Raw genomic sequence first — 20,288 nt, forward strand, 5'->3', positions numbered from 1 at the left:
AAAATATTTGTCTTATTATTTTAATATATTTTTCGCAAAGATACATATCGTATTGAAAAAACAGAGAAGGAGAAGCTTCTCTGTTTTATTTTTGTATATTTTTTTCAACTTGTTCTCGAACAGTTTGAATGTAATTCATTTTATGATCCCAACATTCTTGACTTAAATCGACAGGGTACTCTTCGGGATTTAAAGTTCGCATATATTCTTCCCAAAATAGCGCGAGACTTTGTTCATTATATTTTTGAATATCTAATATACCTGGTAGTTCATATGTTCTTTCGCCGTTAACAAAAATGTCTTTATGCAGTTCACGAGCTTCAAAGTTTGTTACAAATTTACTTATATACGTGTGAACAGGGTGAAACATTTTTAAGCGTTCTTCTTTTCCGGGTTCTTCAGAATCTAATGCAATATAATCGCCTTCGGCATGATCATTAACTCGATTGATAATGCGATAAATTCGTTTCAGTCCTGGAGTCGTAATTTTTTCAGGGTTAGATGAAATTTTAATTGTATCATTTAACTTTCCATCCGTATCTTCAATCGCAACTAGTTTATAAACAGCTCCTAATGCCGGTTGCTCAAAGGATGTAATCAATTTTGTTCCAACGCCCCATACATCAATTTTTGCTCCTTGAGATTTCAAATGCATAATTGTGTATTCATCTAAATCGCTAGAAGCAATAATTTTTGTATGTGTAAATCCAGCTTCATCTAGTAGTTTTCTTGCTTTTTTAGATAAATAAGCCATATCACCACTATCAAGGCGAATGCCATAAAAATCGATACGATCTCCAAACTCTTTTGCGACGCGAATCGCATTTGGAACACCTGATTTTAAAGTGTCGTATGTATCAACGAGAAAGACGCATTTTTTATGAGTTTCAGCGTATTTCTTAAACGCGACATATTCATCGCGATACGCTTGAACGAAAGAGTGAGCGTGTGTGCCGGCTACAGGTATCCCGAATCGTTTTCCAGCACGAACGTTACTCGTAGATGAGAAACCACCAATAAAGGCAGCACGTGTGCCCCAAAGAGCAGCGTCAAACTCGTGAGCACGTCTTGTGCCAAACTCTAAAAGTTCATCATTATTTGCAGCGTGCTTCATACGAGCAGCTTTTGTTGCAATTAATGTTTGGTAATTCACAATGTTTAACAGGGCAGTCTCAATAATTTGTGCTTCACCGAGCGGTGCATCAACACGTAATAAAGGCTCGTTATTAAATACAACTTCACCTTCTTGCATACTTCGAATGGTCCCAGTGAATTTCATATTTTGTAAATACTGAAGGAATTCTTCTTCAAATTGTAATTCTGCTAAATAAGCGATATCGCTTTCGGTAAAGCTGAAGTTTTCTATGTACTCTACAATCTTTTCAAGACCAGCAAAAACAGCATAACCGTTCTCAAATGGAAGCTTTCGAAAGTATAAATCAAACACTGAGCGGCGATTGTGAATACCATCTTTCCAATATGTATAAGCCATATTAATTTGATATAAATCTGTATGTAAGGCATAGCTATCGTCTTTATAATAAGTCATCGCGAAAACACCTCCATAATTTGGTTATAGTATACCAATTTTTCATCGCTCGTAGCAAAGAATGGATATGAAAGTATAGTCAAGAAAGAAAAAAATGAAATATTGCATATTTTTTAGAAAATTAACATTTATCAATTTATATTTCTCAAGATTTTATGTATTATTAGAGTAATGGGGGTAATGAGAATGGAGGAGGACAATGCAACAAACATTAGAAAAAATAGGCAAACAAGTCTTTTATAAACGGCTACAGCAAAAAATGACACAAGAAGAATTATGTCAGGGCATTTGTTCTGTCTCATACTTAAGTAAAATCGAAAATGGAAAGATCGAAGCATCAGAAGAGATTCTACAATTGCTCTGCACAAGGTTAGAAATTGCCGTGACGGATTTGAGAGATGTAGAAGAAGATGTGAAGGGGAAGCTGGATGAGTGGTTGAATGCACTAATCCGTTTGGAGAAGGCGCAAGTTGAGCGCATCTATAATGAATTGCAAGAGGATATGCAACACGTTTTAGATTTTGAAATTATAAATTATTATAAACTACTTAATATACGTTATTTACTGATGAAAAGGGACTTGCCGGTAATCGCAGAAGAATTAGAGCAGCTTAAGAAGGCATATAAGAAATTCTCGCCTTTTCAGAAGTTGTTGTATACGTATAGTAAAGGATTATTATGCTGTTTACAATATAAGTGGAAACAGGGATTAGGTTATTTATTAGAGACAGAAATTATGGCAAAAAATCTAGGGTATCATGAGACAGGAATTTATTATAATATCGCTCTTACTTATAGTCATTTGGAAATTCAACATCTTACGTTGCACTTTGCAAATATTGCACTAGAGGCATTTAGAAATGAGTATAAATTTCGGAACGTGATAAACTGTCAAATTCTTATTGCATTAAGTTATGCGGAACAAGGGCAATATGAAGAAGCTTTAGAAATGTATGAGAGCATACTTAGGGAATCAGAGGCTTTTGCGGATAAAGACGTTCTAATGGCTATTACTTTAAGTAATATTGGGAATATATATTATAAAAAGAAAAAATATAATCAAGCGAAAGATTATTATTTAGAGAGTTTGCAACTTCAAAAACAAATAGATTTAAATTATATAGACACATTATATGAAATGGCATTAGCTTGTATTAAATTAGAGCAGTTTGAAGAAGCGAGAGAATGGATCGATAAAGGCATTGTCGCTGCCAAACGTGAAGAGAGATTTAATACAAAACTATATTTACTGCTTATGCTTAGAAATAAGTATTTTGAAGAGGCGCGAGAGTATAAACAATTTTTGGAATTAGAAGCTATTCCGTTTTATAAATCAGCAGGTAATAAAATAGAACTGAAGAAAGTATATGTGGAGCTTGCGGAATACTTTTCAAAATCACTGAATTTTGAGCAAAGTAATCACTATTATAAGCTAGTTATTGAAATGTTAGAAAATCATAAGGAGGATGAAAAATGAAAAAAGCATTAGCTGGGATTTTAGCAGTTGCAGTAGTACTTACAATTGTCGGTGGAGTACAGTATACGAGTAAGCCAGATACTTATGGATTGGATTCTAGTGTATCACAAACTGTAAATGTATAATATTGAAAAACCCCTTTCCAACCGGAAAGGGGTTTTTCAATATTTGTTCCTCAAAAATCTACAAAACTTGAGAAAATAATTAATTGAATTTTTAGTATATTAATAGTGGAAACATAATGCTACGATAAAGCTACTCTTTTTCACAAAAATTTTTTATTAGGGGGAAGGTTATATGAAAAAGAAGAGTTTAGCATTAGTGTTAGCAACAGGAATGGCAGTTACAACGTTTGGAGGGACAGGCTCTGCATTTGCGGATTCTAAAAATGTACTCTCTACGAAGAAGTATAATGAGACGGTGCAGTCACCGGAGTTTATTTCTGGTGATTTAACTGGAGCAACTGGGAAGAAAGCGGAATCTGTTGTGTTTGATTACTTAAACGCAGCGAAAGGTGATTACAAGCTAGGGGAAAAGAGTGCGCAAGATTCTTTCAAAGTGAAACAAGTGAAGAAAGATGCTGTAACTGATTCAACAGTAGTACGTTTGCAACAGGTTTACGAAGGAGTACCTGTATGGGGGTCTACTCAAGTAGCTCACGTAAGTAAAGATGGCTCTTTAAAAGTATTGTCTGGAACGGTTGCGCCTGATTTAGACAAAAAGGACAAGCTGAAAAATAAAAATAAGATTGAAGGCGCAAAGGCAATTGAAATCGCGCAGCAAGATTTAGGTGTAACGCCGAAATATGAGGTAGAACCAAAAGCGGACTTATATGTATATCAAAACGGTGAAGAAACAACATATGCATACGTTGTAAACCTGAACTTCTTAGATCCAAGTCCAGGAAATTACTACTATTTCATTGAAGCAGACAGCGGTAAAGTGTTAAATAAATTTAATACAATTGATCATGTGACGAATGATGATAAGTCTCCAGTTAAACAAGATGCTCCTAAGCAGGATGCAAAAGCGGTTATAAAGCCTGTAACAGGAACAAATAAAGTAGGAACTGGTAAAGGTGTATTAGGAGATACGAAGTCGCTTAATACAACATTATCTGGATCATCTTACTACTTACAAGATAATACGCGCGGAGCAACGATTTTCACATATGATGCGAAAAACCGTTCAACATTACCAGGAACATTATGGGCAGATGCAGATAATGTTTTCAATGCAGCATATGATGCGGCGGCAGTAGATGCTCATTACTATGCAGGTAGAACATATGATTATTATAAAGCTACATTTAATAGAAACTCTATTAATGATGCAGGAGCTCCGTTAAAATCAACTGTGCATTATGGAAGTAAGTATAATAATGCATTCTGGAACGGCTCACAAATGGTATACGGAGATGGTGATGGTGTAACATTCACTTCATTATCTGGTGGTATTGATGTAATTGGTCACGAATTAACGCATGCGGTTACGGAAAATAGCTCGAATTTAATTTATCAAAACGAATCAGGAGCGCTAAATGAAGCAATTTCTGATATCTTTGGTACTTTAGTAGAATTCTATGATAATCGTAATCCAGATTGGGAGATTGGTGAAGACATTTACACGCCTGGAAAAGCGGGAGATGCACTTCGCTCTATGAGTGATCCAACGAAATATGGTGATCCAGACCACTACTCTAAGCGTTACACAGGTACTAGCGATAACGGTGGAGTTCATACAAACAGTGGTATTATTAACAAACAAGCGTATTTATTAGCAAATGGCGGTACGCATTCTGGTGTAACTGTAACTGGTATCGGTAAAGATAAGCTAGGTGCAATTTATTACCGTGCAAACACACAATATTTCACGCAATCTACTACATTTAGCCAAGCGCGTGCTGGTGCAGTACAAGCTGCAGCTGATTTATATGGTGCAAATTCTGCTGAAGTAGCAGCAGTTAAGCAATCATTTAGTGCTGTTGGTATAAACTAAGGCTGTAAGAGATAGCTATTAATAAAATACCTCAAAAATAAAGAAGGAGCATAGGCTCCTTCTTTATTTTTTTCTCCATTTTTTCCACAAATAATACAATCCGATACAACCTGCGATTGTTACAATCCACTTCGCTTCATTTGTACCATTCATGACATGGTATGCAGAATATACTTCAATCAATAAGGACGGTATTTTACCTATTGTACTGGCAATACTGAAGGATAGTAATGACATTTTGCCTAGAGCCGCAAATAAAGTCACGATACTGGACGGAATAAATGGAATAAAACGAAAAGATAGGACGAGTAGAAAGGCCTCTCTACCTTCTACGTAAAGAAGGCGTTCTACCTTAGGATACTTATTTACTTTATCGTGAGTGAGCTTTTGAAGGCCTAGACGATAAATATAAAACGAGATAATAGCCCCTAAGGCCTCACCTATGATCGAAATGATTGTACCGTTTACTACGCCAAAGAGCTGTATGTTAATGGCGGTCAAAAAAATACTAGGGATAAAACCTAAAAGACTGATGATGATGTTGATTAAGATACTAAGTGGAATTGCGATTGAATAATAGTCTGTTAAGAAGTTTTGAATTGTTTCAGCCATTGTTTAAAATCCTTTATCTTTTTTTGCATTACACCATATTTCTATTGTGTAGGCAAGTGCAAATTTACATAATGTAGGAAAACGTTGATGAAACACCATCTACATACCTTATAAGGGTATTGGGTATATAAAAACAGGGGTATATTTTTATGCTTTAAAAAACATCAAATAAACCTTGTATTTAAAAGGTTTATTTGATGTTTTAAGAGGTGATTTGATTCGGGAAATAATCGAAAAAATATAGGGGTATATTACAGATGAGGGCCGAAATAGTAGTTTTATGAAATTGGGGTGATAATATGGCAAAATAGGCGTGGAATTTTAAAAATGTATATGTTTTTTCTATGTGAAATTGACTTTTAGTGAAGTTACGATAATAATCATGGAAGAGGTGATATGATGAAACGAATAAGTAGTCTTTTCTTGAGTGGTTTAATGGCATTCATGCTGATCTTAAGTGGATGTGCAGGAAAAGAACAAAAAACAGAGAAACAAACAGGAAATCAATCGACATCAGTAGAAAAAATTAGTGATAATATTTTAGATGAAATGGAAGGACCACCAAAAAATGGTCATACGATTGAAAGACATGTAGGGAAATCAGAAGAGGATTTGAAGAATCGCTTGAAGACAGATAAAGTATCAGCGGCAAGTACATACTATGATAAGGAAACAGCGACGAAAGCTGTAAAAGATAGTTTGAAGCAGCATGATAAGGAAATTCAAGATTGGTTAAAAAATTCTAAAGAGGCTCGTCTCGTATTAAATACAACTCATTCATTCCCGGTTGGAAAAACGGTAATAAAGAAAAATATGAATGTAAAAGACAAGCTAGTAAAAACTGTTACTGTTTTGGCGAGAGATAAGTCAGGAGATTTAGGATATAAGATCATTACTTCTTATCCATCTGACAAATAAGAAGGGGGAGTACATATGTATACGACATTACAATACTTTCTTAAATCGTACTGTACGTTAAGTGTTCATGAAGATGAAATAGTAGGCGTGATGGAAGAGTTTATAGAGCAAGAGGATGAAGAAATTGTTTTGAAATTACGCGATGAATTATTATATATGAAGAAAAAGAATGCTTGGGAAGAGGCGTGCGTATTAGCTGCGAAGCAAGGAAATCGCATGTGGTCTTTAGAAGAAACGAAAGACCATCTTGAAACTTTTTTACTATTATTGCAAAAGAAAAAGGCGTGAGTAGATCACGCCTTTTTCTTTTTTGAAATTTGCCTGTTTATTAGCACCTCATTGTTTTGGAGCGCTTTTATATACGCTTTTTGAAATTTGTCCATTTGAGATCACTTCACCGTTTTGTGTTACTTTTTTATACGTTACCGCTGTTATTTTGTCATTAGCTCTACTAATTACTTGAGAAGAAACTTCAACATTTTTACCAGTATTGGTACCGAAAATACGAGTAGTAATACTACCTCCATTTGAAAATGCTTGAATATAAATATGATTGCCTGTATTGTTTTTAAATTTTAAATCCGGACCATAATCTGCCACTGCTGCATCTTGCCCAAGTGGTAAATAATTTACGGGCATAGAATGATTGCTTCGAGAAACAATTCCTAAATCTGCCCTTAAAGCTGCGCTATATAAAGTACTACTAACTTGGCAAACGCCTCCACCTGCACTTTGTATAACTTTACCTTCTGAAAATACTGCTGCGGATTTATAACCATGTGCAGCATCCGTTACGCCAACGCGGCCATTAAAACTAAACGTTTCATCAGGTGCGACAATAACTCCACTTAAAGTATTAGCTGACTTATTTACGTTATAGGATTGGTTGCCATTACGACCAGCCATTGGAGTTGAATATTCAGCAATTACTTCTTTAATCCCCATTTTTTGTATATCTTCTGTAGAACGCTCAGGTTTTAAGAGTGTAACTGGTAACGTAACGTCTGATGTGCCAGAAGTGATGGCCTGTTTCGTTAAATCAGTTAACTTTCCTTTATCAATTTTTTCTCCATTTTGACTTTGGCTAATATTTACTGTAGAGCCTTCAACATTTAATTCTGCATTAACAGGATTTTTTAATGTGTCATTATATTTATCCTTCATAAAGCTTTCATAGGCAGTTGTATTTAATTGAGCTGTTAATTTATAATCACGTTTTAATTGACCGTTTTCAGCCTGCTTCCGCATTTTGTAACGACTCATGGCATTTCCTTCTTGTTCTTTAAAGATTTTGTCGATAATATCTTTTTCCTTATAATTTATCCCTAAATCTTTCCATGTGTACGTTTGTTTATCATTTTGGAATATGTACGTAAGAGATTTTTGATCTAATTCAGTTACCTTTTGATTAATAATTGCTTGAATATCTTTTTTGTTTTTTCCATCGAGAGAAATACCTTCAAATGTAGTATTTGGTAATGCAGTAGTATCTAATTGATTGTTTAGTTTGGATACATATTGATATCCACCAACACCGCCTACACAAAGTAATATGCCTCCAGTAATTGCAGAACCGATCAGTATTTTACTTAGCTTCATTTATTTCCCCCCAGAAATTTTTGTATAAATATATGTATTACATTTTTTGTATAAAAATGATGAAAATAACATTATATACGTACTAGTATACTATTATTTCCACTATCTGTGTAATGTTTTTATAAAAAATGTTACACTGTTGTAATAATTGTCTCTTTTTGTCACAATATGCACGAGAAATATGTTGAAAATTATAATAAAAAGGCTGTCTAGAAAGATCTAGCAGCCTTTTTATTATAATTTTTTATGTTCATTTTTATTCGTCACACCGAGATGTTCTTGTAATGTTGTCGAAATAGTATTGACGCTTTTTTCATTTGGAACGTAATAATAAATACCACCTATATATTTATCAGTACCTTCTACTTGCATTTTGTCCATTTTCAAATTGGAATCCATTGAATTTTTGGCAATGGTCATCATATCGTCAAAAGTTAAATTTGTTTTTAAGTCTTTATCGACAGCATCGAGTAGACCACCGATTTTATTAATGGAATTAAGAGATAGTGCTTTTTCAGCAATAGCTTCTAAAACAAGCTGTTGTCGTTGACCGCGCATATAATCACTATCGATATGACGAGTTCTAGCTAGTGCTAATGCCTCTTCTCCATTTAAATGTTGACGTCCTTTTTTCAAATGAATAGCATCTGCTTCGTCTTTACTATTTTGTTCTGTGAATTCAACTGGAACATCGACAGTAATACCACCAAGGGAATCGACAATTTTAATAAATGATTTAAAGTTGAATTTTACATAGTAATCAACTGGAACATCTAAAAAGTTCTCTACGGTATCAATCGTGCTGTCTACACCACCGAATACGTGCGCGTGTGTAATTTTATCGTATTTATCACGTGATTTAATGAAGACACGTGAGTCACGTGGAATACTGACAAGTTTAACAGATTTGTCGTTTTTATTAATTGTTGCAAGTAATAGCGCATCCGTACGAGTTGCTTTTCCGTAATTCTTATCCCTAATTTCACTTTCATCAACACCCATAATAAGTACGGAAATGTTGTCAGTCATAGGTTTCACGGCTTTTTCACGTTTGTTGGATTTATCCCCGCGGCCCAGTTCAGAATAAGCATTACTTAATACAGACTTTGCTTTACTGTATATATGGAAGGAATAGCCTCCTGCTCCAAGTGCTATAATCAGTAATGGAATAAGAAGGAACCAAAGGAGGCGTTTTTTCTTTGAGCGTCCTTTTTTGGCTCGAGTATCTTTGTTCATATCGGATTTCATCATTTTTTCTCCTTTAAAGCTATCAAAGTGTATACATCTAGAAGCGTATTCAAACACATAAAAAATATTGTACGCTAAATAAAAGCGATTGTACATGTATAAAAAATAGATGTCTTGATTATTTATAAAGACATCTATTCGTTATTGTATACAAAAGATAGGGATAAGAAAATGATAAAATTTTACCTGATTACAACATAATGCTTACGATAATTGCAGATAAAATGCTAACGAGAGTAGCTCCGTATAGTAATTTAAGGCCAAATCTGGCAACGACGTTTCCTTGTTCTTCGTTTAATCCTTTTACCGCACCTGAAATAATGCCGATAGAAGAAAAGTTGGCAAAAGAAACGAGGAAAACAGAAATAATACCAACTGTACGGGGAGAAAGATTATTAGAAATTTTACTAAGGTCCATCATTGCTACAAATTCATTCGTCACAAGCTTCGTTGCCATAATGCTACCAGCTGTGACAATTTCAGAACTTGGTACACCGATAAGGAATGCAACAGGCGCAAATACGTAGCCGATTAATTGCTGGAAAGTAATGCCGAATATAATGAGGAATAGGTCATTAATACAGCTAATTAATGCGACGAATCCGATGAGCATAGCACCGACAACAATAGCTACGCGAAAGCCATCTAGAATGTATTCTCCAAGCATTTCAAAAAAGCTTTGCTTTTCGCCTTTAATTTCTAAAATATCTTCGTCATCTTTAACGTCGTAAGGATTAATGATAAGTACGATAATAAAACCACTAAATAAATTGAGAACGAGTGCGGTTACTACGTATTTAGGTTCTATCATTGTCATATAGGCACCTACGATAGACATAGATACGGTTGACATAGCAGAAGCACAAAGTGTATACAGACGGTGTTTTGGAATTTGAGCTAATTGTTTTTTTACCGTAATAAAAACTTCTGATTGGCCGACAATGGCAGAGGCGATAGCGTTGTAAGATTCTAATTTCCCAAGACCATTTATTTTACTAAGGAAGTAACCGATCCAATGAATAAAAAATGGTAGTATTTTGAAATGTTGTAGTATACCAATTAAGACAGAAATGAAGACAATTGGTAATAATACAGTAAGGAAAAATGACATTTCACCTTTATTGGCAAGACCGCCAAATACGAAGTTTATACCATCAGCAGCATACTCGAGTAGCTTTGTAAACAGACTGGAAATGACCCGAATAAGTATGAGGCCGATTTCTGTATTTAATAATAAATAAGTTAAGATCAACTGTATAATAAGCATGATGAAAATTGGTTTAAATTTAATATGTTTCTTATTGTTGCTAGCAATATAAGCAAGGAAGAAAACAACGATAAGTCCCACGAAAAAAGTAATAAATTTCATAGTAAGCCCCCTAAAAGAGATATTCTGCTATATATGTTTTTCATTTCAAGGGAGAATATGCATCTTTGGTAAAGAAAGGAATAGAGAGAGCATGAATATATGTAGAGTGCACCACGTTGCAATTATTTGTTCGAATTATGAAGCGTCAAAGGATTTTTATACTCGGATATTAGGTTTTAAAGCGATAAACGAGGTATATAGAAAGGAACGAGATTCTTATAAGTTAGATTTATGTGTAGGGGAAGAGTATCAAATTGAATTATTTTCATTTCCAAGTCCGCCTGAGCGCTCAAGTTTCCCGGAAGCGGCTGGACTTAGACATTTAGCATTTGCTGTTACAAATATAGGAGAAGCTGTGAAACATTTAAATGAATGTGGTGTAGAGACTGAATCGATACGTATGGATGAAATAACCGGAAAAAAATTCGTCTTTTTCCAGGACCCTGATGGACTACCTTTAGAATTGTATGAGGTTTGAAATTGGTGAATTTTATATAGGGTTGCTTTTGCGTAAATGAAGAAACTAAAGTGAAACTTCTTTTTTAAAGGAGGTGTAACTTTAGCTAAGAAAGCTAAAGGGTATATGTGGATATTTTAAAATTATTGATGGTAGTCATTCTTATTGCATTAACAGGTTTTTTTGTAGCTGTTGAGTTTGCAATTATTAAGGTGCGTAGCAGTCGTATTGATCAACTCGTTAGTGAAAAACGACGAGGAGCATTGGCAGCAAAAAAAGTAACTTCGAATTTAGATGAATATTTATCAGCATGTCAGTTAGGTATTACAATTACTGCTTTAGGGCTTGGGTGGTTAGGCGAGCCGACTATAAAACATTTACTCGAGCCGTTGTTTTTAAAACTACATTTATCTCCTGCAATTGCAAGTACAGTTTCGTTTATTATTGCCTTTGCAGTGATTACGTTTTTACATGTTGTCATTGGTGAACTTGCTCCGAAGACGCTCGCTATACAAAGGGCAGAGCAAGTTAGCTTATTATTATCGAAGCCAATTATTTACTTTTACCGAGTAATGTATCCGTTTATTTGGGCTTTAAATGGTTCAGCAAGGCTTGTAACAGGTTTATTCGGATTACATCCGGCTTCTGAACATGAAGTAGCTCATTCGGAGGAAGAATTACGATTGATCTTATCTGAGAGTTATGAGAGTGGAGAGATTAATCAAAGGGAATTTAAATATGTAAATAATATTTTTGAATTTGATAATAGAGTCGCAAAGGAAATTATGGTACCTCGTACGGAAGTTGTAGGTTTATATGAGGACGAATCATTTGAAACACATATTAAAATAATCGCACAAGAAAAATATACGAGGTATCCCGTATTTGGTGAAGATAAAGATGAAATTGTTGGGATGGTTAATGTAAAGGATTTATTTATTCGTTATATGGATGGTAATCGAGATGAGGAGTGCTCGATTATACCGTATACAAGGCCAGTTATTGAGGTACTAGAAAATATTCCTATACATGATTTGCTATTACAAATGCAAAGAAAACGAATTCCATTAGCTGTATTATATGATGAATATGGTGGTACAGCGGGGATTGTTACATTAGAAGATATTTTAGAAGAAATTGTTGGAGAAATCCGAGATGAATATGATGAAGACGAGCACCCGCCTATAGAGCATATAAGTGAAGGGTGTAAAATCGTAGAGGGAAAAGTGCTTATTAGTGAAGTAAATGATTTATTTGGCATACACTTAATTGCTGATGATGTAGATACAATTGGTGGCTGGATTATGGTACAAAAGCAAATTGTTGCTGAAGGAGATGTTATTGAAAAACACGGCTTTTCTTTTAAAGTTCTCGAAAAGGATATGCATCAAATTAAACGAGTGGAAATAAAGAAGGTAGAAGAATGATTTTCTATAAATTGTTATCCCGCTATTTGTGGGCAGTAAGATCCCTACCTCAAAATTCATTGAAAGCGAAGAATTTAGGCGGGGGATGAACAAAATCCCCACTGATTAAGGTTTCACTTTATAAAAAGTATATATAGAAAAATAAATGTTTGCGCTTTCAAAAGAGGTGCTATATAGTGAAGGTGGATACTGAAAAATTCTTCTGAATGATACTCGTATTTTTAGATGGCGAATTTTTTAGATAAGGATTTAGAATGAAAAGCATAGGTGATGAAAATGATAGCAACGAAGGATATACGTATAGAAAAAGATTTTTTAGGTGAAAAGGAAGTACCGAGTGTAGCTTATTATGGTGTACAAACATTACGTGCTGTTGAAAACTTCCCGATTACAGGATATCGCATTCATCCGTCACTCATTACGGCAATGGCAATTGTGAAAAAAGCGGCGGCACTTGCAAATATGGATACTGGTTACTTATCTAAAGATATTGGACATGAAATTGCAGAAGCAGCGCAAGAAATTGTTGATGGAAAATTCCATGATCAATTTATCGTGGATCCGATCCAAGGCGGTGCTGGAACTTCTATTAATATGAATACAAATGAAGTAATCGCTAATCGAGCGTTAGAACGTATGGGATATGAAAAAGGCGAGTATGCAAAGATTAGCCCAAACACGCATGTGAATATGGCTCAATCCACGAATGATGCGTTTCCAACGGGAATTCATATTGCAACTCTTATGATGTTAGAAGAACTTCTTATTACAATGGAAGAACTTCATGTTGCTTTCCGTGCAAAAGCAAAAGAGTTTGATCACGTCATTAAAATGGGACGTACACATTTACAAGATGCTGTTCCGATTCGTCTTGGACAAGAATTTGAAGCGTATAGCCGCGTGCTTGAGCGTGATATAAAAAGAATTAAACAGTCTCGCCAACATTTATATGAAGTGAACATGGGGGCGACAGCTGTTGGGACGGGATTAAATGCAAACCCTATGTACATTGAACAAGTGGTTAAACACTTGCGAACATTTAGCGGATTCCCACTTGTTGGTGCAGAGCATTTAGTTGATGCAACGCAAAACACAGACGCATACACAGAAGTATCTGCAGCATTAAAAGTATGTATGATGAATATGTCTAAAATTGCGAATGACCTTCGTATTATGGCATCTGGTCCACGTGTTGGATTGGCGGAAATTCAATTACCAGCTCGTCAACCAGGTTCATCTATTATGCCAGGGAAAGTAAATCCTGTTATGGCAGAAGTAATTAATCAAGTTGCTTTCCAAGTAATTGGTAATGATCATACAATTTGCTTAGCATCAGAAGCAGGACAATTAGAGTTAAACGTAATGGAGCCTGTACTCGTGTTTAATTTAATTCAATCTATTAGTATTATGAATAACGGATTCCGTGTATTCCGTGAATATTGTATTAAAGGAATTACAGCAAATGAAGAATTGCTGAAGCAATATGTGGAGAAGAGTGTTGGAATTATTACGGCAGTTAACCCTCATATTGGTTATGAAGCAGCATCTCGTATTGCGCGTGAAGCAATTGAAACAGGAAAATCTGTTAGGGAGTTATGTTTAGAACATGGTGTACTGACAGAAGAAGAATTGGATATTATTTTAGATCCATTCGAAATGACGCATCCTGAAATTGCTGGAGCTTCTTTACTAAAGAATAAGAAGATGTAATGTGAAAAAACACCGATCCATTTGGATCGGTGTTTTATTTTTAAAAGATATTAAATACAGAGTTTAATTGCAGTAAGCTAATAATAGCCAAGAAGATTAAACTGTATTTCATTGCTGTTTTAAATAGGGCAGATTCTTTACCAACTAGTCCAACTGCTGCACAAGCAACTGCTACAGATTGTGGTGAAACCATTTTTGCCATTGTACCACCTACTACGTTTAATGCAACAAGTGTAGAAGGAACGATGTTTAATTGATCTGCAGTTACTGCTTGAAGAGGTGCGAATAATGAACCACTTGATACTACTGACCCTGTAATGAATACGCCAATCCATCCTAAGATTGGAGAGAGAACTGGGAATGCATTACCAGTAGAAGAGAATGCAAGTCCAAGTGTAGATGACATACCAGAGTAGTTCTCTACGTAAGCTAAAGCGATAACGCTACAGATTGTATATACTGGAGCTTTTAGTTCTTTCATTGTTTCCACTACTAATTCTTTAACCATTTTACCTTTTACGCGGTACACGATAAGTGAAACGATAATCGCTAATACGATTGCAGTAGTTGTAGATGAGAATACATCAAATTTGAAAACAGCTGCGAAAGGTGTATCAGCTTTTGTAATAGGTGTAGTTTTCATAACAGCATTATGAAGACCAGGGAATTGAATGTTAAATACTAAGTTTGCTAGTGCGCCATCCGGAGCAAATAAAGCTTTAATTGGTTTTAAATTAAAGATTGTTACGAATGCAGTTAAGAATACGAATGGAGACCAAGCATATAAAATTTGATTGAATGTATGAGATACTTTTTCTTCTTGTTTTTCTTCTTTAGTAGAAGATTTTGGCTGCCAAACACGTAAGAATAATGCAAGAGAGATCATACTTACAACGGCTGCGAAAATATTAGTAAGTTCTGCACCTAAGAAGTAAGTTACAAGGAACTGAGTAACTGCGAAAGAAACACCACTTACAAGAATACCTTGCCAAGTTTCTTTAATGCCTTTAATTCCATCAACCATTGATACAAGTAAGAAAGGTAAAACAATACTAATGAAAGGTAAAATAAGAACAGTTTGACGACCGATAGTTAATGCATCTAGTTCAGTTAATTGTGCTGGTACTGTAACTGGGATACCCATAGCCCCCATAGCACCACCAGCGATGTTTGCTACTAAACAAATACCTGCTGCTTTTAATGGGTTAAAGCCCATACCTACCAGTAATGCTGCTGTAATAGCAACTGGAACACCTAGACCAGCTGCGCCTTCTAAGAAAGCACCGAAAGAATAAGCGATTAATAATACTTGTAAACGTTGGTCATTTGTAATGCTTGAAATACTATCACGAATGACATTGAATTGCTCTGTTTTAACAGTTAATTTGTAAAGGAAAATTGCTGCGATAACGATAGTACAAATTGGATAAAATCCAGATAAAACACCGAATCCGGCAGATGCTACAGCTACAGTTGCTGGCATTTTATAAACGAATATAGCAAGAATAATAGCGACAATCACACTGTAAAGGCCAGCCATGTAACTTTTCATTTTCAGTCCCATTAAACAAATGATGAAGCAGAAAATTGGAAGTGCTGCGATTAGTGCAGATAACCAAATATTGTTTAATGGGTCATAAATTTGTGTCCAAGTACTCATAATAATGACAACTCCTATCTATTTTATGTGAAGAAATTCACATTATTTGTGAAACTATTCACAATCAACTTACATGCTTAGTATATTCTCCTTCAACACTATTGTCAACGTAAAAAAGTATAATTATTCCATAATAGTGTTAAAAGAAATACTTTGTTCATAAAGTAGACAAAAAGCACACTCAAATGGATTTGAGTGCGCTTTTTGAAGTTATTTCCATATTGTTTTGTCTGTTCATATATCATTGATTCCATATGTTAGATGAAGTCTTTGCATTAAGTATATAGGATGTTGGAATAGTTGAAATTTGATAGGTGTCATATTCTGGTCCGAGTTGATCTAGTAAGAAAGAGAAAGCAAATGCATTTAATAGGAAGTTTTGAATAACAGTCTGAGCAAGTACAATACGAATTAAAACAACAATAAGTTAATTTTTAATATTATATTATTTTTTTACTTAAAATTCCTTTTAGCATAACAAAGAGGTTAAATATAACCCAAATACGTTACGATAGGTTATCAATTATAGACGGTATTTTACAATATCATTACTATACGTTGCAGTGAGGTGAAAATATAACAAAAAGCCTGATAAAACAACGTTTGCAAGCAAAGTATTTGCAGCTCGTTGTTTTGCTTTTTCGTTATATCATATAGTATAATATTCAAAATCAGCAAGGAATTTTTCCTGAGCTCTTTGCTGGTTAAGGTGGAAAAAATTTTCAGCTTTTTAGGTTGATAAAGTTATGTCGTAACAGGAAATATAAGAACAGATATATAAATAAATAAAAAGAAAATAAAAACGAAAATGAGGGGAACTTTATGAGCCAAAATCAATTCGAATGTCGTATTTCAGAAGAAGATGTACAAATGTTAAGAGCGTTAGCGCATCCGTTACGTTTACGCCTAGTAATGGAACTAATGCAACGTGGAACTTGTAATGTAACACAATTACAGGAAGTGCTAGAAATTCCACAATCAACGGTTTCGCAACATTTAACGAAATTAAAACAAAATAAAGTAGTGCGCTTTGAACGACGAGGACTAGAAGTGTATTATCAAATTCATAATGATAAAGTAAGTGAAGTTGTAAAAACATTATTTTCTTAAAATTTGAATATTATGGAAAAAGACGTGTGGGATATACGTCTTTTTTTATTTGTCAGAAAGGTAATAGGAGAGAAAATGTTAGCAGGAAAGGAAGAAAAGGCTATCCATTAAAATGCTGCTATATGGAATATATTCTAAAGGGGAAAGAAAAGATAGAAAGGAGTGTAGTAAGTAAAAGGAGGAATAGTAGTATGGATGTAAAACGTGTGAAACAAATTTTATCTTCTTCAAGTAGAATTGACGTTACATATGAGGGCGTCCCAGTATGGATTGAGAGCTGTGACGAGCAGAGTGGAGTTGCTCAAGTGTATGATGTATCTAATCCTGGAGAAAGCGTTCACGTGAACGTGACGGCTTTAGAGGAGAAGTAATAGAAAAGACGCTTCTAGTATCTAGAAGCGTCTTCTTATTTATTCCATCATATGTGCAATTTTCTTAGAGAACATAAGAAGTACTAATCCGAGTACGATTACGATAACACCGATGCTTGCGAATACTTCTAAATATCCTAAAGATTGAGTGAAAGCAGCTAATTGTCCTGCTAACAAGTTTGCGAAGCCAGTACCAGCTAACCATACACCCATTAATAATGATGCTAATTTAACAGGAGCGATTGCACTTACCATAGATAATCCGATTGGTGATAAGAATAATTCACCGATTGTATGGAACATGTAAGTGAATACAATGAATAGTAAGTTTGCTTTCATTGTAATGTTACCTTCGTCGCTACCAGTTTTTAATACAGCTAAAGTTAAAACTAAGTACCCAATCCCTAGCAAGATCATACCAAATGCCATTTTTGTTGGGATTTTTAAGTCACCATTTTTCGTTTTTGAAAGTTTAATCCATAATGCAGAAACCGGTAATGCTAGTAAGATAATGAATAGTGGGTTTACAGATTGGAACCAAGGTGTTGGAATTGTAAATCCACCAATTGTACGATCCACGAACTTATCTGTGTAAAGTGTTAAAGAACTACCAGCTTGTTCAAATCCTGCCCAGAAGAATACAACAAAACAAGTTAAAATTAAAATTGCAGTAGTACGTTTTTTCTCTTGTGTTGTTAAAGGCTTTTTCTCAATTGCTTTTGCATTTTTTTCTTTAGATTTTTTACCAACAACAGTTGTTCCGATAGACCCTAAGTAACGAGGTGCTAAGAAATTAAAGGCAAGCTGTCCAATAATCATACCGATACAAGCTGTTAAGAAACCGTATCTATAATCTGCGAAGTAACCGCAAATGAATGGAGCAATAAGAGCCCCTAAGTTAATTCCCATGTAGAAGATAGTGAAGGCACTATCACGACGAGAATCGTTTTCGCTATATAATTGACCTAATAAAGTCGAAATATTTGGTTTGAAGAATCCGTTACCAATAACTAATAATCCTAATCCTAAAAATAGTCCAGTTTTAGTGTTCATTGAAAATAGTACAAAGTTACCAATTGCCATAATGATACCACCAATAGTAATGGCATGGCGCTTCGTAATGAAATGGTCAGTTAACCAACCACCGATAATTGGTGTGAAGTATACTAACATTGTGAAAATACCGTAAATTTGAACTGCAACTGCTTTATCAAATCCTAAACCGCCGCTTACTAAGCTCGTTGTTAAATAAAGAACTAATAAGCCACGCATTCCGTAATAACTAAATCTTTCCCATGCCTCTGTAAAGAACAACAAATATAATCCTGGTGGATGTTTTTTTGGTGATTGTTGCTCTCCAGCTTTGTCTAATTTTAAAGCTGCATCCATGTTTGTTTCCCCCTAATCCTGTATAACGGATATTTATGTAATCATTTTAATTTACAAAATATTTAGAAGTCAATAGAATTATATGGAAATAGAAAGAAAATTCCTAAAAAAATTCTATTTTTCTTCAACCGTTACTGTATTTTGCCCTGAAAACGAGATGATAAGCGTTTTCAAATGTAATAATTGAATTCTAAAAGAAAATAAAATAGTGATTAATCAGAAAATTTAGATTAAAACATTTATTCTGATATAGAGAAAATATATTCTATTTACTTTTATAATATAACATATTGGGAATAAAAATACAAAATGAAATAATGTGACATTTAAGTGAATTGAAAAATAACCAGCTCCATAGAAGGGGAGCTGGTTAAGGAAATATTATTTAGCAAAGCGTTTTTCGATATCATCTAATAGTAGGTTAGCAGCCATTACACCACCAGCTGTATTCCAAATAACATCGTCAACTTTGTATGCTTTATTATTTTTCACTGCATTTAAATTTTTAAATAGAGGATCATTGATATATTCTTTTTCTAATTCAGAACCTTTTTTCTCGTTGCCTTTATCGAATGTGAAGTAGAATAATACATCGCCATCCATTGCTGAAATACGTTCTTTAGAAACGTTACGCTCTGCAAAGTCCTCTTTATTTTGATCACCAGGACGTTTAAACCCAAGTTCTTTTAAAATAACACCAGAGAATGTATCACCGTGATAAATACGAACATCACCAGGCATGAAGCGAACCATAGAGATTTCTTGATTTACTTTATCGCCTAGTTTAGCTTTTAATTCTTTCATACTTTTATCGTAATCAGCTAAAACCTTTTGACCTTCTTTTTCTTTATTTAATGCTTTTGCATAAAATTTGAAGTTATCTTTCCATTCACCACGTAGCGTTTCAGAGAACACAGTAGGTGCAATTGCTGTTAGTTGCTCGTACACTTTTTCGTGGCGCATTTTGTTACCGATAATTAAGTCTGGTTTTAAAGATGCGATTGTTTCCACGTTCACTTGCCCTTCATCACCAACAACTTTTACATCTTTCATTTTATCTTTAATATGTGGATACCATGGATCACCAGTCCAAGATTTTACAGCTCCAACTGGTTTCACACCTAGTTCAAGTAAAGCTTCAGTTCCTTCATTTGTTAAAATAACTACACGTTTTGGATTCGCAGGAACTTCTGTTTTACCCATTGCATGTTCAACCGTAATCATTTCTTTTTTCGTATCTTCTTTTGTTTCCTCTTGCGTATTTGATTTTCCACAAGCACTTAAAAGTAATGAAAAGGCTAGTAAAAATACAAATACTGTAAACGATTTCTTTCGTGTTAAATTCATTATGTACCCCCTACATACTGAGAAGTTTTTTCAATAGCAAGCATGAT

18 protein-coding genes are annotated in these 20,288 nt (G+C 34.5%); 10 read left to right on the forward strand and 8 right to left on the reverse strand.

All coding sequences use genetic code 11. The features are described 5' to 3' along the window. Nucleotides 1-85: 85 nt before the first annotated feature. Nucleotides 86-1,549, reverse strand: a complete 1,464-nt coding sequence (locus tag ACHZK0_RS03055; RefSeq protein WP_063261612.1) for a nicotinate phosphoribosyltransferase — start codon at nucleotides 1,547-1,549, stop codon at nucleotides 86-88. 199 nt (nucleotides 1,550-1,748) lie between these two features. On the opposite strand from ACHZK0_RS03055, the gene ACHZK0_RS03060 reads away from it, so the two are divergent. The 3 genes from ACHZK0_RS03060 (at nucleotide 1,749) to ACHZK0_RS03070 (ending at nucleotide 5,024) form a co-directional block, all read left to right on the forward strand. Further along, nucleotides 1,749-3,026: a tetratricopeptide repeat protein gene (locus ACHZK0_RS03060; protein WP_270341956.1), complete on the forward strand. Its 1,278-nt coding sequence runs from the start codon at nucleotides 1,749-1,751 to the stop codon at nucleotides 3,024-3,026. Further along, the gene (locus ACHZK0_RS03065) at nucleotides 3,023-3,151 is read left to right on the forward strand and encodes an NprX family peptide pheromone (protein WP_000709401.1); all 129 of its coding nucleotides are present in this window, start codon (nucleotides 3,023-3,025) and stop codon (nucleotides 3,149-3,151) included. Before ACHZK0_RS03060 ends, ACHZK0_RS03065 begins: the two co-directional genes overlap by 4 nt. 172 nt (nucleotides 3,152-3,323) lie before the next feature. Beyond that, the gene (locus ACHZK0_RS03070) at nucleotides 3,324-5,024 is read left to right on the forward strand and encodes a M4 family metallopeptidase (protein ID WP_262742878.1); all 1,701 of its coding nucleotides are present in this window, start codon (nucleotides 3,324-3,326) and stop codon (nucleotides 5,022-5,024) included. Between the two features lie 63 nt (nucleotides 5,025-5,087). Here the strand turns inward: ACHZK0_RS03070 and ACHZK0_RS03075 are convergent, their stop codons facing one another. Then, nucleotides 5,088-5,636, reverse strand: a complete 549-nt coding sequence (locus ACHZK0_RS03075; protein WP_262742877.1) for a TVP38/TMEM64 family protein — start codon at nucleotides 5,634-5,636, stop codon at nucleotides 5,088-5,090. Between the two features lie 399 nt (nucleotides 5,637-6,035). On the opposite strand from ACHZK0_RS03075, the gene ACHZK0_RS03080 reads away from it, so the two are divergent. Together ACHZK0_RS03080 and ACHZK0_RS03085 are read left to right on the forward strand one after the other, a co-directional pair. Continuing rightward, on the forward strand, nucleotides 6,036-6,554 hold the full coding sequence (locus ACHZK0_RS03080; RefSeq protein WP_061676970.1) for an RNase A-like domain-containing lipoprotein: 519 nt from the start codon (nucleotides 6,036-6,038) through the stop codon (nucleotides 6,552-6,554). Between the two features lie 15 nt (nucleotides 6,555-6,569). Then, nucleotides 6,570-6,842 (forward strand): hypothetical protein, encoded by a 273-nt coding sequence (locus ACHZK0_RS03085; protein ID WP_262742876.1) that lies wholly within the window; start codon nucleotides 6,570-6,572, stop codon nucleotides 6,840-6,842. Between the two features lie 48 nt (nucleotides 6,843-6,890). Here the strand turns inward: ACHZK0_RS03085 and ACHZK0_RS03090 are convergent, their stop codons facing one another. The 3 genes from ACHZK0_RS03090 to ACHZK0_RS03100 all read right to left on the reverse strand — a co-directional run bounded on the left by ACHZK0_RS03090 (nucleotide 6,891) and on the right by ACHZK0_RS03100 (nucleotide 10,770). After that, nucleotides 6,891-8,153, reverse strand: coding sequence for a VanW family protein (locus tag ACHZK0_RS03090; RefSeq protein WP_262742875.1), 1,263 nt, complete (start codon nucleotides 8,151-8,153; stop codon nucleotides 6,891-6,893). Nucleotides 8,154-8,387: 234 nt separating this feature from the next. Beyond that, complete coding sequence (locus ACHZK0_RS03095) at nucleotides 8,388-9,404, reverse strand: LCP family protein (RefSeq protein WP_333490577.1); 1,017 nt, start codon at nucleotides 9,402-9,404, stop codon at nucleotides 8,388-8,390. Nucleotides 9,405-9,591: 187 nt separating this feature from the next. Further along, nucleotides 9,592-10,770 carry a NupC/NupG family nucleoside CNT transporter gene (locus ACHZK0_RS03100; RefSeq protein ID WP_262741829.1) on the reverse strand — a complete coding sequence of 393 codons (1,179 nt, stop codon included), beginning with the start codon at nucleotides 10,768-10,770 and terminating at the stop codon, nucleotides 9,592-9,594. A gap of 91 nt (nucleotides 10,771-10,861) precedes the next feature. On the opposite strand from ACHZK0_RS03100, the gene ACHZK0_RS03105 reads away from it, so the two are divergent. From ACHZK0_RS03105 to aspA, 3 genes are all read left to right on the forward strand, one after another. Beyond that, nucleotides 10,862-11,248: a VOC family protein gene (locus ACHZK0_RS03105; RefSeq protein ID WP_270341958.1), complete on the forward strand. Its 387-nt coding sequence runs from the start codon at nucleotides 10,862-10,864 to the stop codon at nucleotides 11,246-11,248. Nucleotides 11,249-11,355: 107 nt separating this feature from the next. Next, the gene (locus ACHZK0_RS03110) at nucleotides 11,356-12,654 is read left to right on the forward strand and encodes a hemolysin family protein (protein WP_262741831.1); all 1,299 of its coding nucleotides are present in this window, start codon (nucleotides 11,356-11,358) and stop codon (nucleotides 12,652-12,654) included. Between the two features lie 276 nt (nucleotides 12,655-12,930). After that, the gene (aspA, locus tag ACHZK0_RS03115) at nucleotides 12,931-14,364 is read left to right on the forward strand and encodes an aspartate ammonia-lyase (RefSeq protein WP_262741832.1); all 1,434 of its coding nucleotides are present in this window, start codon (nucleotides 12,931-12,933) and stop codon (nucleotides 14,362-14,364) included. Between the two features lie 40 nt (nucleotides 14,365-14,404). Here aspA and ACHZK0_RS03120 read toward each other — a convergent pair whose 3' ends face one another. Continuing rightward, nucleotides 14,405-16,024, reverse strand: a complete 1,620-nt coding sequence (locus ACHZK0_RS03120) for an L-lactate permease (protein ID WP_063261601.1) — start codon at nucleotides 16,022-16,024, stop codon at nucleotides 14,405-14,407. 822 nt (nucleotides 16,025-16,846) lie between these two features. Here ACHZK0_RS03120 and ACHZK0_RS03125 point away from each other — a divergent pair. After that, nucleotides 16,847-17,134, forward strand: coding sequence for an ArsR/SmtB family transcription factor (locus ACHZK0_RS03125; protein WP_000081429.1), 288 nt, complete (start codon nucleotides 16,847-16,849; stop codon nucleotides 17,132-17,134). A 191-nt stretch (nucleotides 17,135-17,325) separates the two neighbouring features. Continuing rightward, nucleotides 17,326-17,505 (forward strand): acid-soluble spore protein H, encoded by a 180-nt coding sequence (locus ACHZK0_RS03130; RefSeq protein WP_000382683.1) that lies wholly within the window; start codon nucleotides 17,326-17,328, stop codon nucleotides 17,503-17,505. Nucleotides 17,506-17,544: 39 nt separating this feature from the next. Here ACHZK0_RS03130 and ACHZK0_RS03135 read toward each other — a convergent pair whose 3' ends face one another. Further along, a complete protein-coding gene (locus ACHZK0_RS03135; RefSeq protein WP_017560398.1) occupies nucleotides 17,545-18,894 on the reverse strand; it encodes a peptide MFS transporter in 1,350 nt (449 codons plus the stop codon). Between the two features lie 381 nt (nucleotides 18,895-19,275). Further along, nucleotides 19,276-20,241, reverse strand: coding sequence for an ABC transporter substrate-binding protein (locus ACHZK0_RS03140; RefSeq protein ID WP_395761135.1), 966 nt, complete (start codon nucleotides 20,239-20,241; stop codon nucleotides 19,276-19,278). Nucleotides 20,242-20,288: the final 47 nt, after the last annotated feature.

Origin of the sequence: Bacillus sp. 3G2, assembly GCF_044324725.1 — a bacterium.
GTDB classification, from domain to species: Bacteria; Bacillota; Bacilli; order Bacillales; family Bacillaceae_G; genus Bacillus_A; species Bacillus_A mobilis.

Coding starts and splice junctions, on each gene's coding strand:
- ACHZK0_RS03090 (WP_262742875.1), bottom strand. CDS start 8,153: ATGAAGCTAAGTAAAATACTGATCGGTTCTGCAATTACTGGAGGCATA.
- ACHZK0_RS03080 (WP_061676970.1), top strand. CDS start 6,036: ATGAAACGAATAAGTAGTCTTTTCTTGAGTGGTTTAATGGCATTCATG.
- ACHZK0_RS03135 (WP_017560398.1), bottom strand. CDS start 18,894: ATGGATGCAGCTTTAAAATTAGACAAAGCTGGAGAGCAACAATCACCA.
- ACHZK0_RS03125 (WP_000081429.1), top strand. CDS start 16,847: ATGAGCCAAAATCAATTCGAATGTCGTATTTCAGAAGAAGATGTACAA.
- aspA (WP_262741832.1), top strand. CDS start 12,931: ATGATAGCAACGAAGGATATACGTATAGAAAAAGATTTTTTAGGTGAA.
- ACHZK0_RS03105 (WP_270341958.1), top strand. CDS start 10,862: ATGAATATATGTAGAGTGCACCACGTTGCAATTATTTGTTCGAATTAT.
- ACHZK0_RS03065 (WP_000709401.1), top strand. CDS start 3,023: ATGAAAAAAGCATTAGCTGGGATTTTAGCAGTTGCAGTAGTACTTACA.
- ACHZK0_RS03100 (WP_262741829.1), bottom strand. CDS start 10,770: ATGAAATTTATTACTTTTTTCGTGGGACTTATCGTTGTTTTCTTCCTT.
- ACHZK0_RS03060 (WP_270341956.1), top strand. CDS start 1,749: ATGCAACAAACATTAGAAAAAATAGGCAAACAAGTCTTTTATAAACGG.
- ACHZK0_RS03070 (WP_262742878.1), top strand. CDS start 3,324: ATGAAAAAGAAGAGTTTAGCATTAGTGTTAGCAACAGGAATGGCAGTT.
- ACHZK0_RS03075 (WP_262742877.1), bottom strand. CDS start 5,636: ATGGCTGAAACAATTCAAAACTTCTTAACAGACTATTATTCAATCGCA.
- ACHZK0_RS03055 (WP_063261612.1), bottom strand. CDS start 1,549: ATGACTTATTATAAAGACGATAGCTATGCCTTACATACAGATTTATAT.
- ACHZK0_RS03140 (WP_395761135.1), bottom strand. CDS start 20,241: ATGAATTTAACACGAAAGAAATCGTTTACAGTATTTGTATTTTTACTA.
- ACHZK0_RS03085 (WP_262742876.1), top strand. CDS start 6,570: ATGTATACGACATTACAATACTTTCTTAAATCGTACTGTACGTTAAGT.
- ACHZK0_RS03095 (WP_333490577.1), bottom strand. CDS start 9,404: ATGATGAAATCCGATATGAACAAAGATACTCGAGCCAAAAAAGGACGC.
- ACHZK0_RS03130 (WP_000382683.1), top strand. CDS start 17,326: ATGGATGTAAAACGTGTGAAACAAATTTTATCTTCTTCAAGTAGAATT.
- ACHZK0_RS03120 (WP_063261601.1), bottom strand. CDS start 16,024: ATGAGTACTTGGACACAAATTTATGACCCATTAAACAATATTTGGTTA.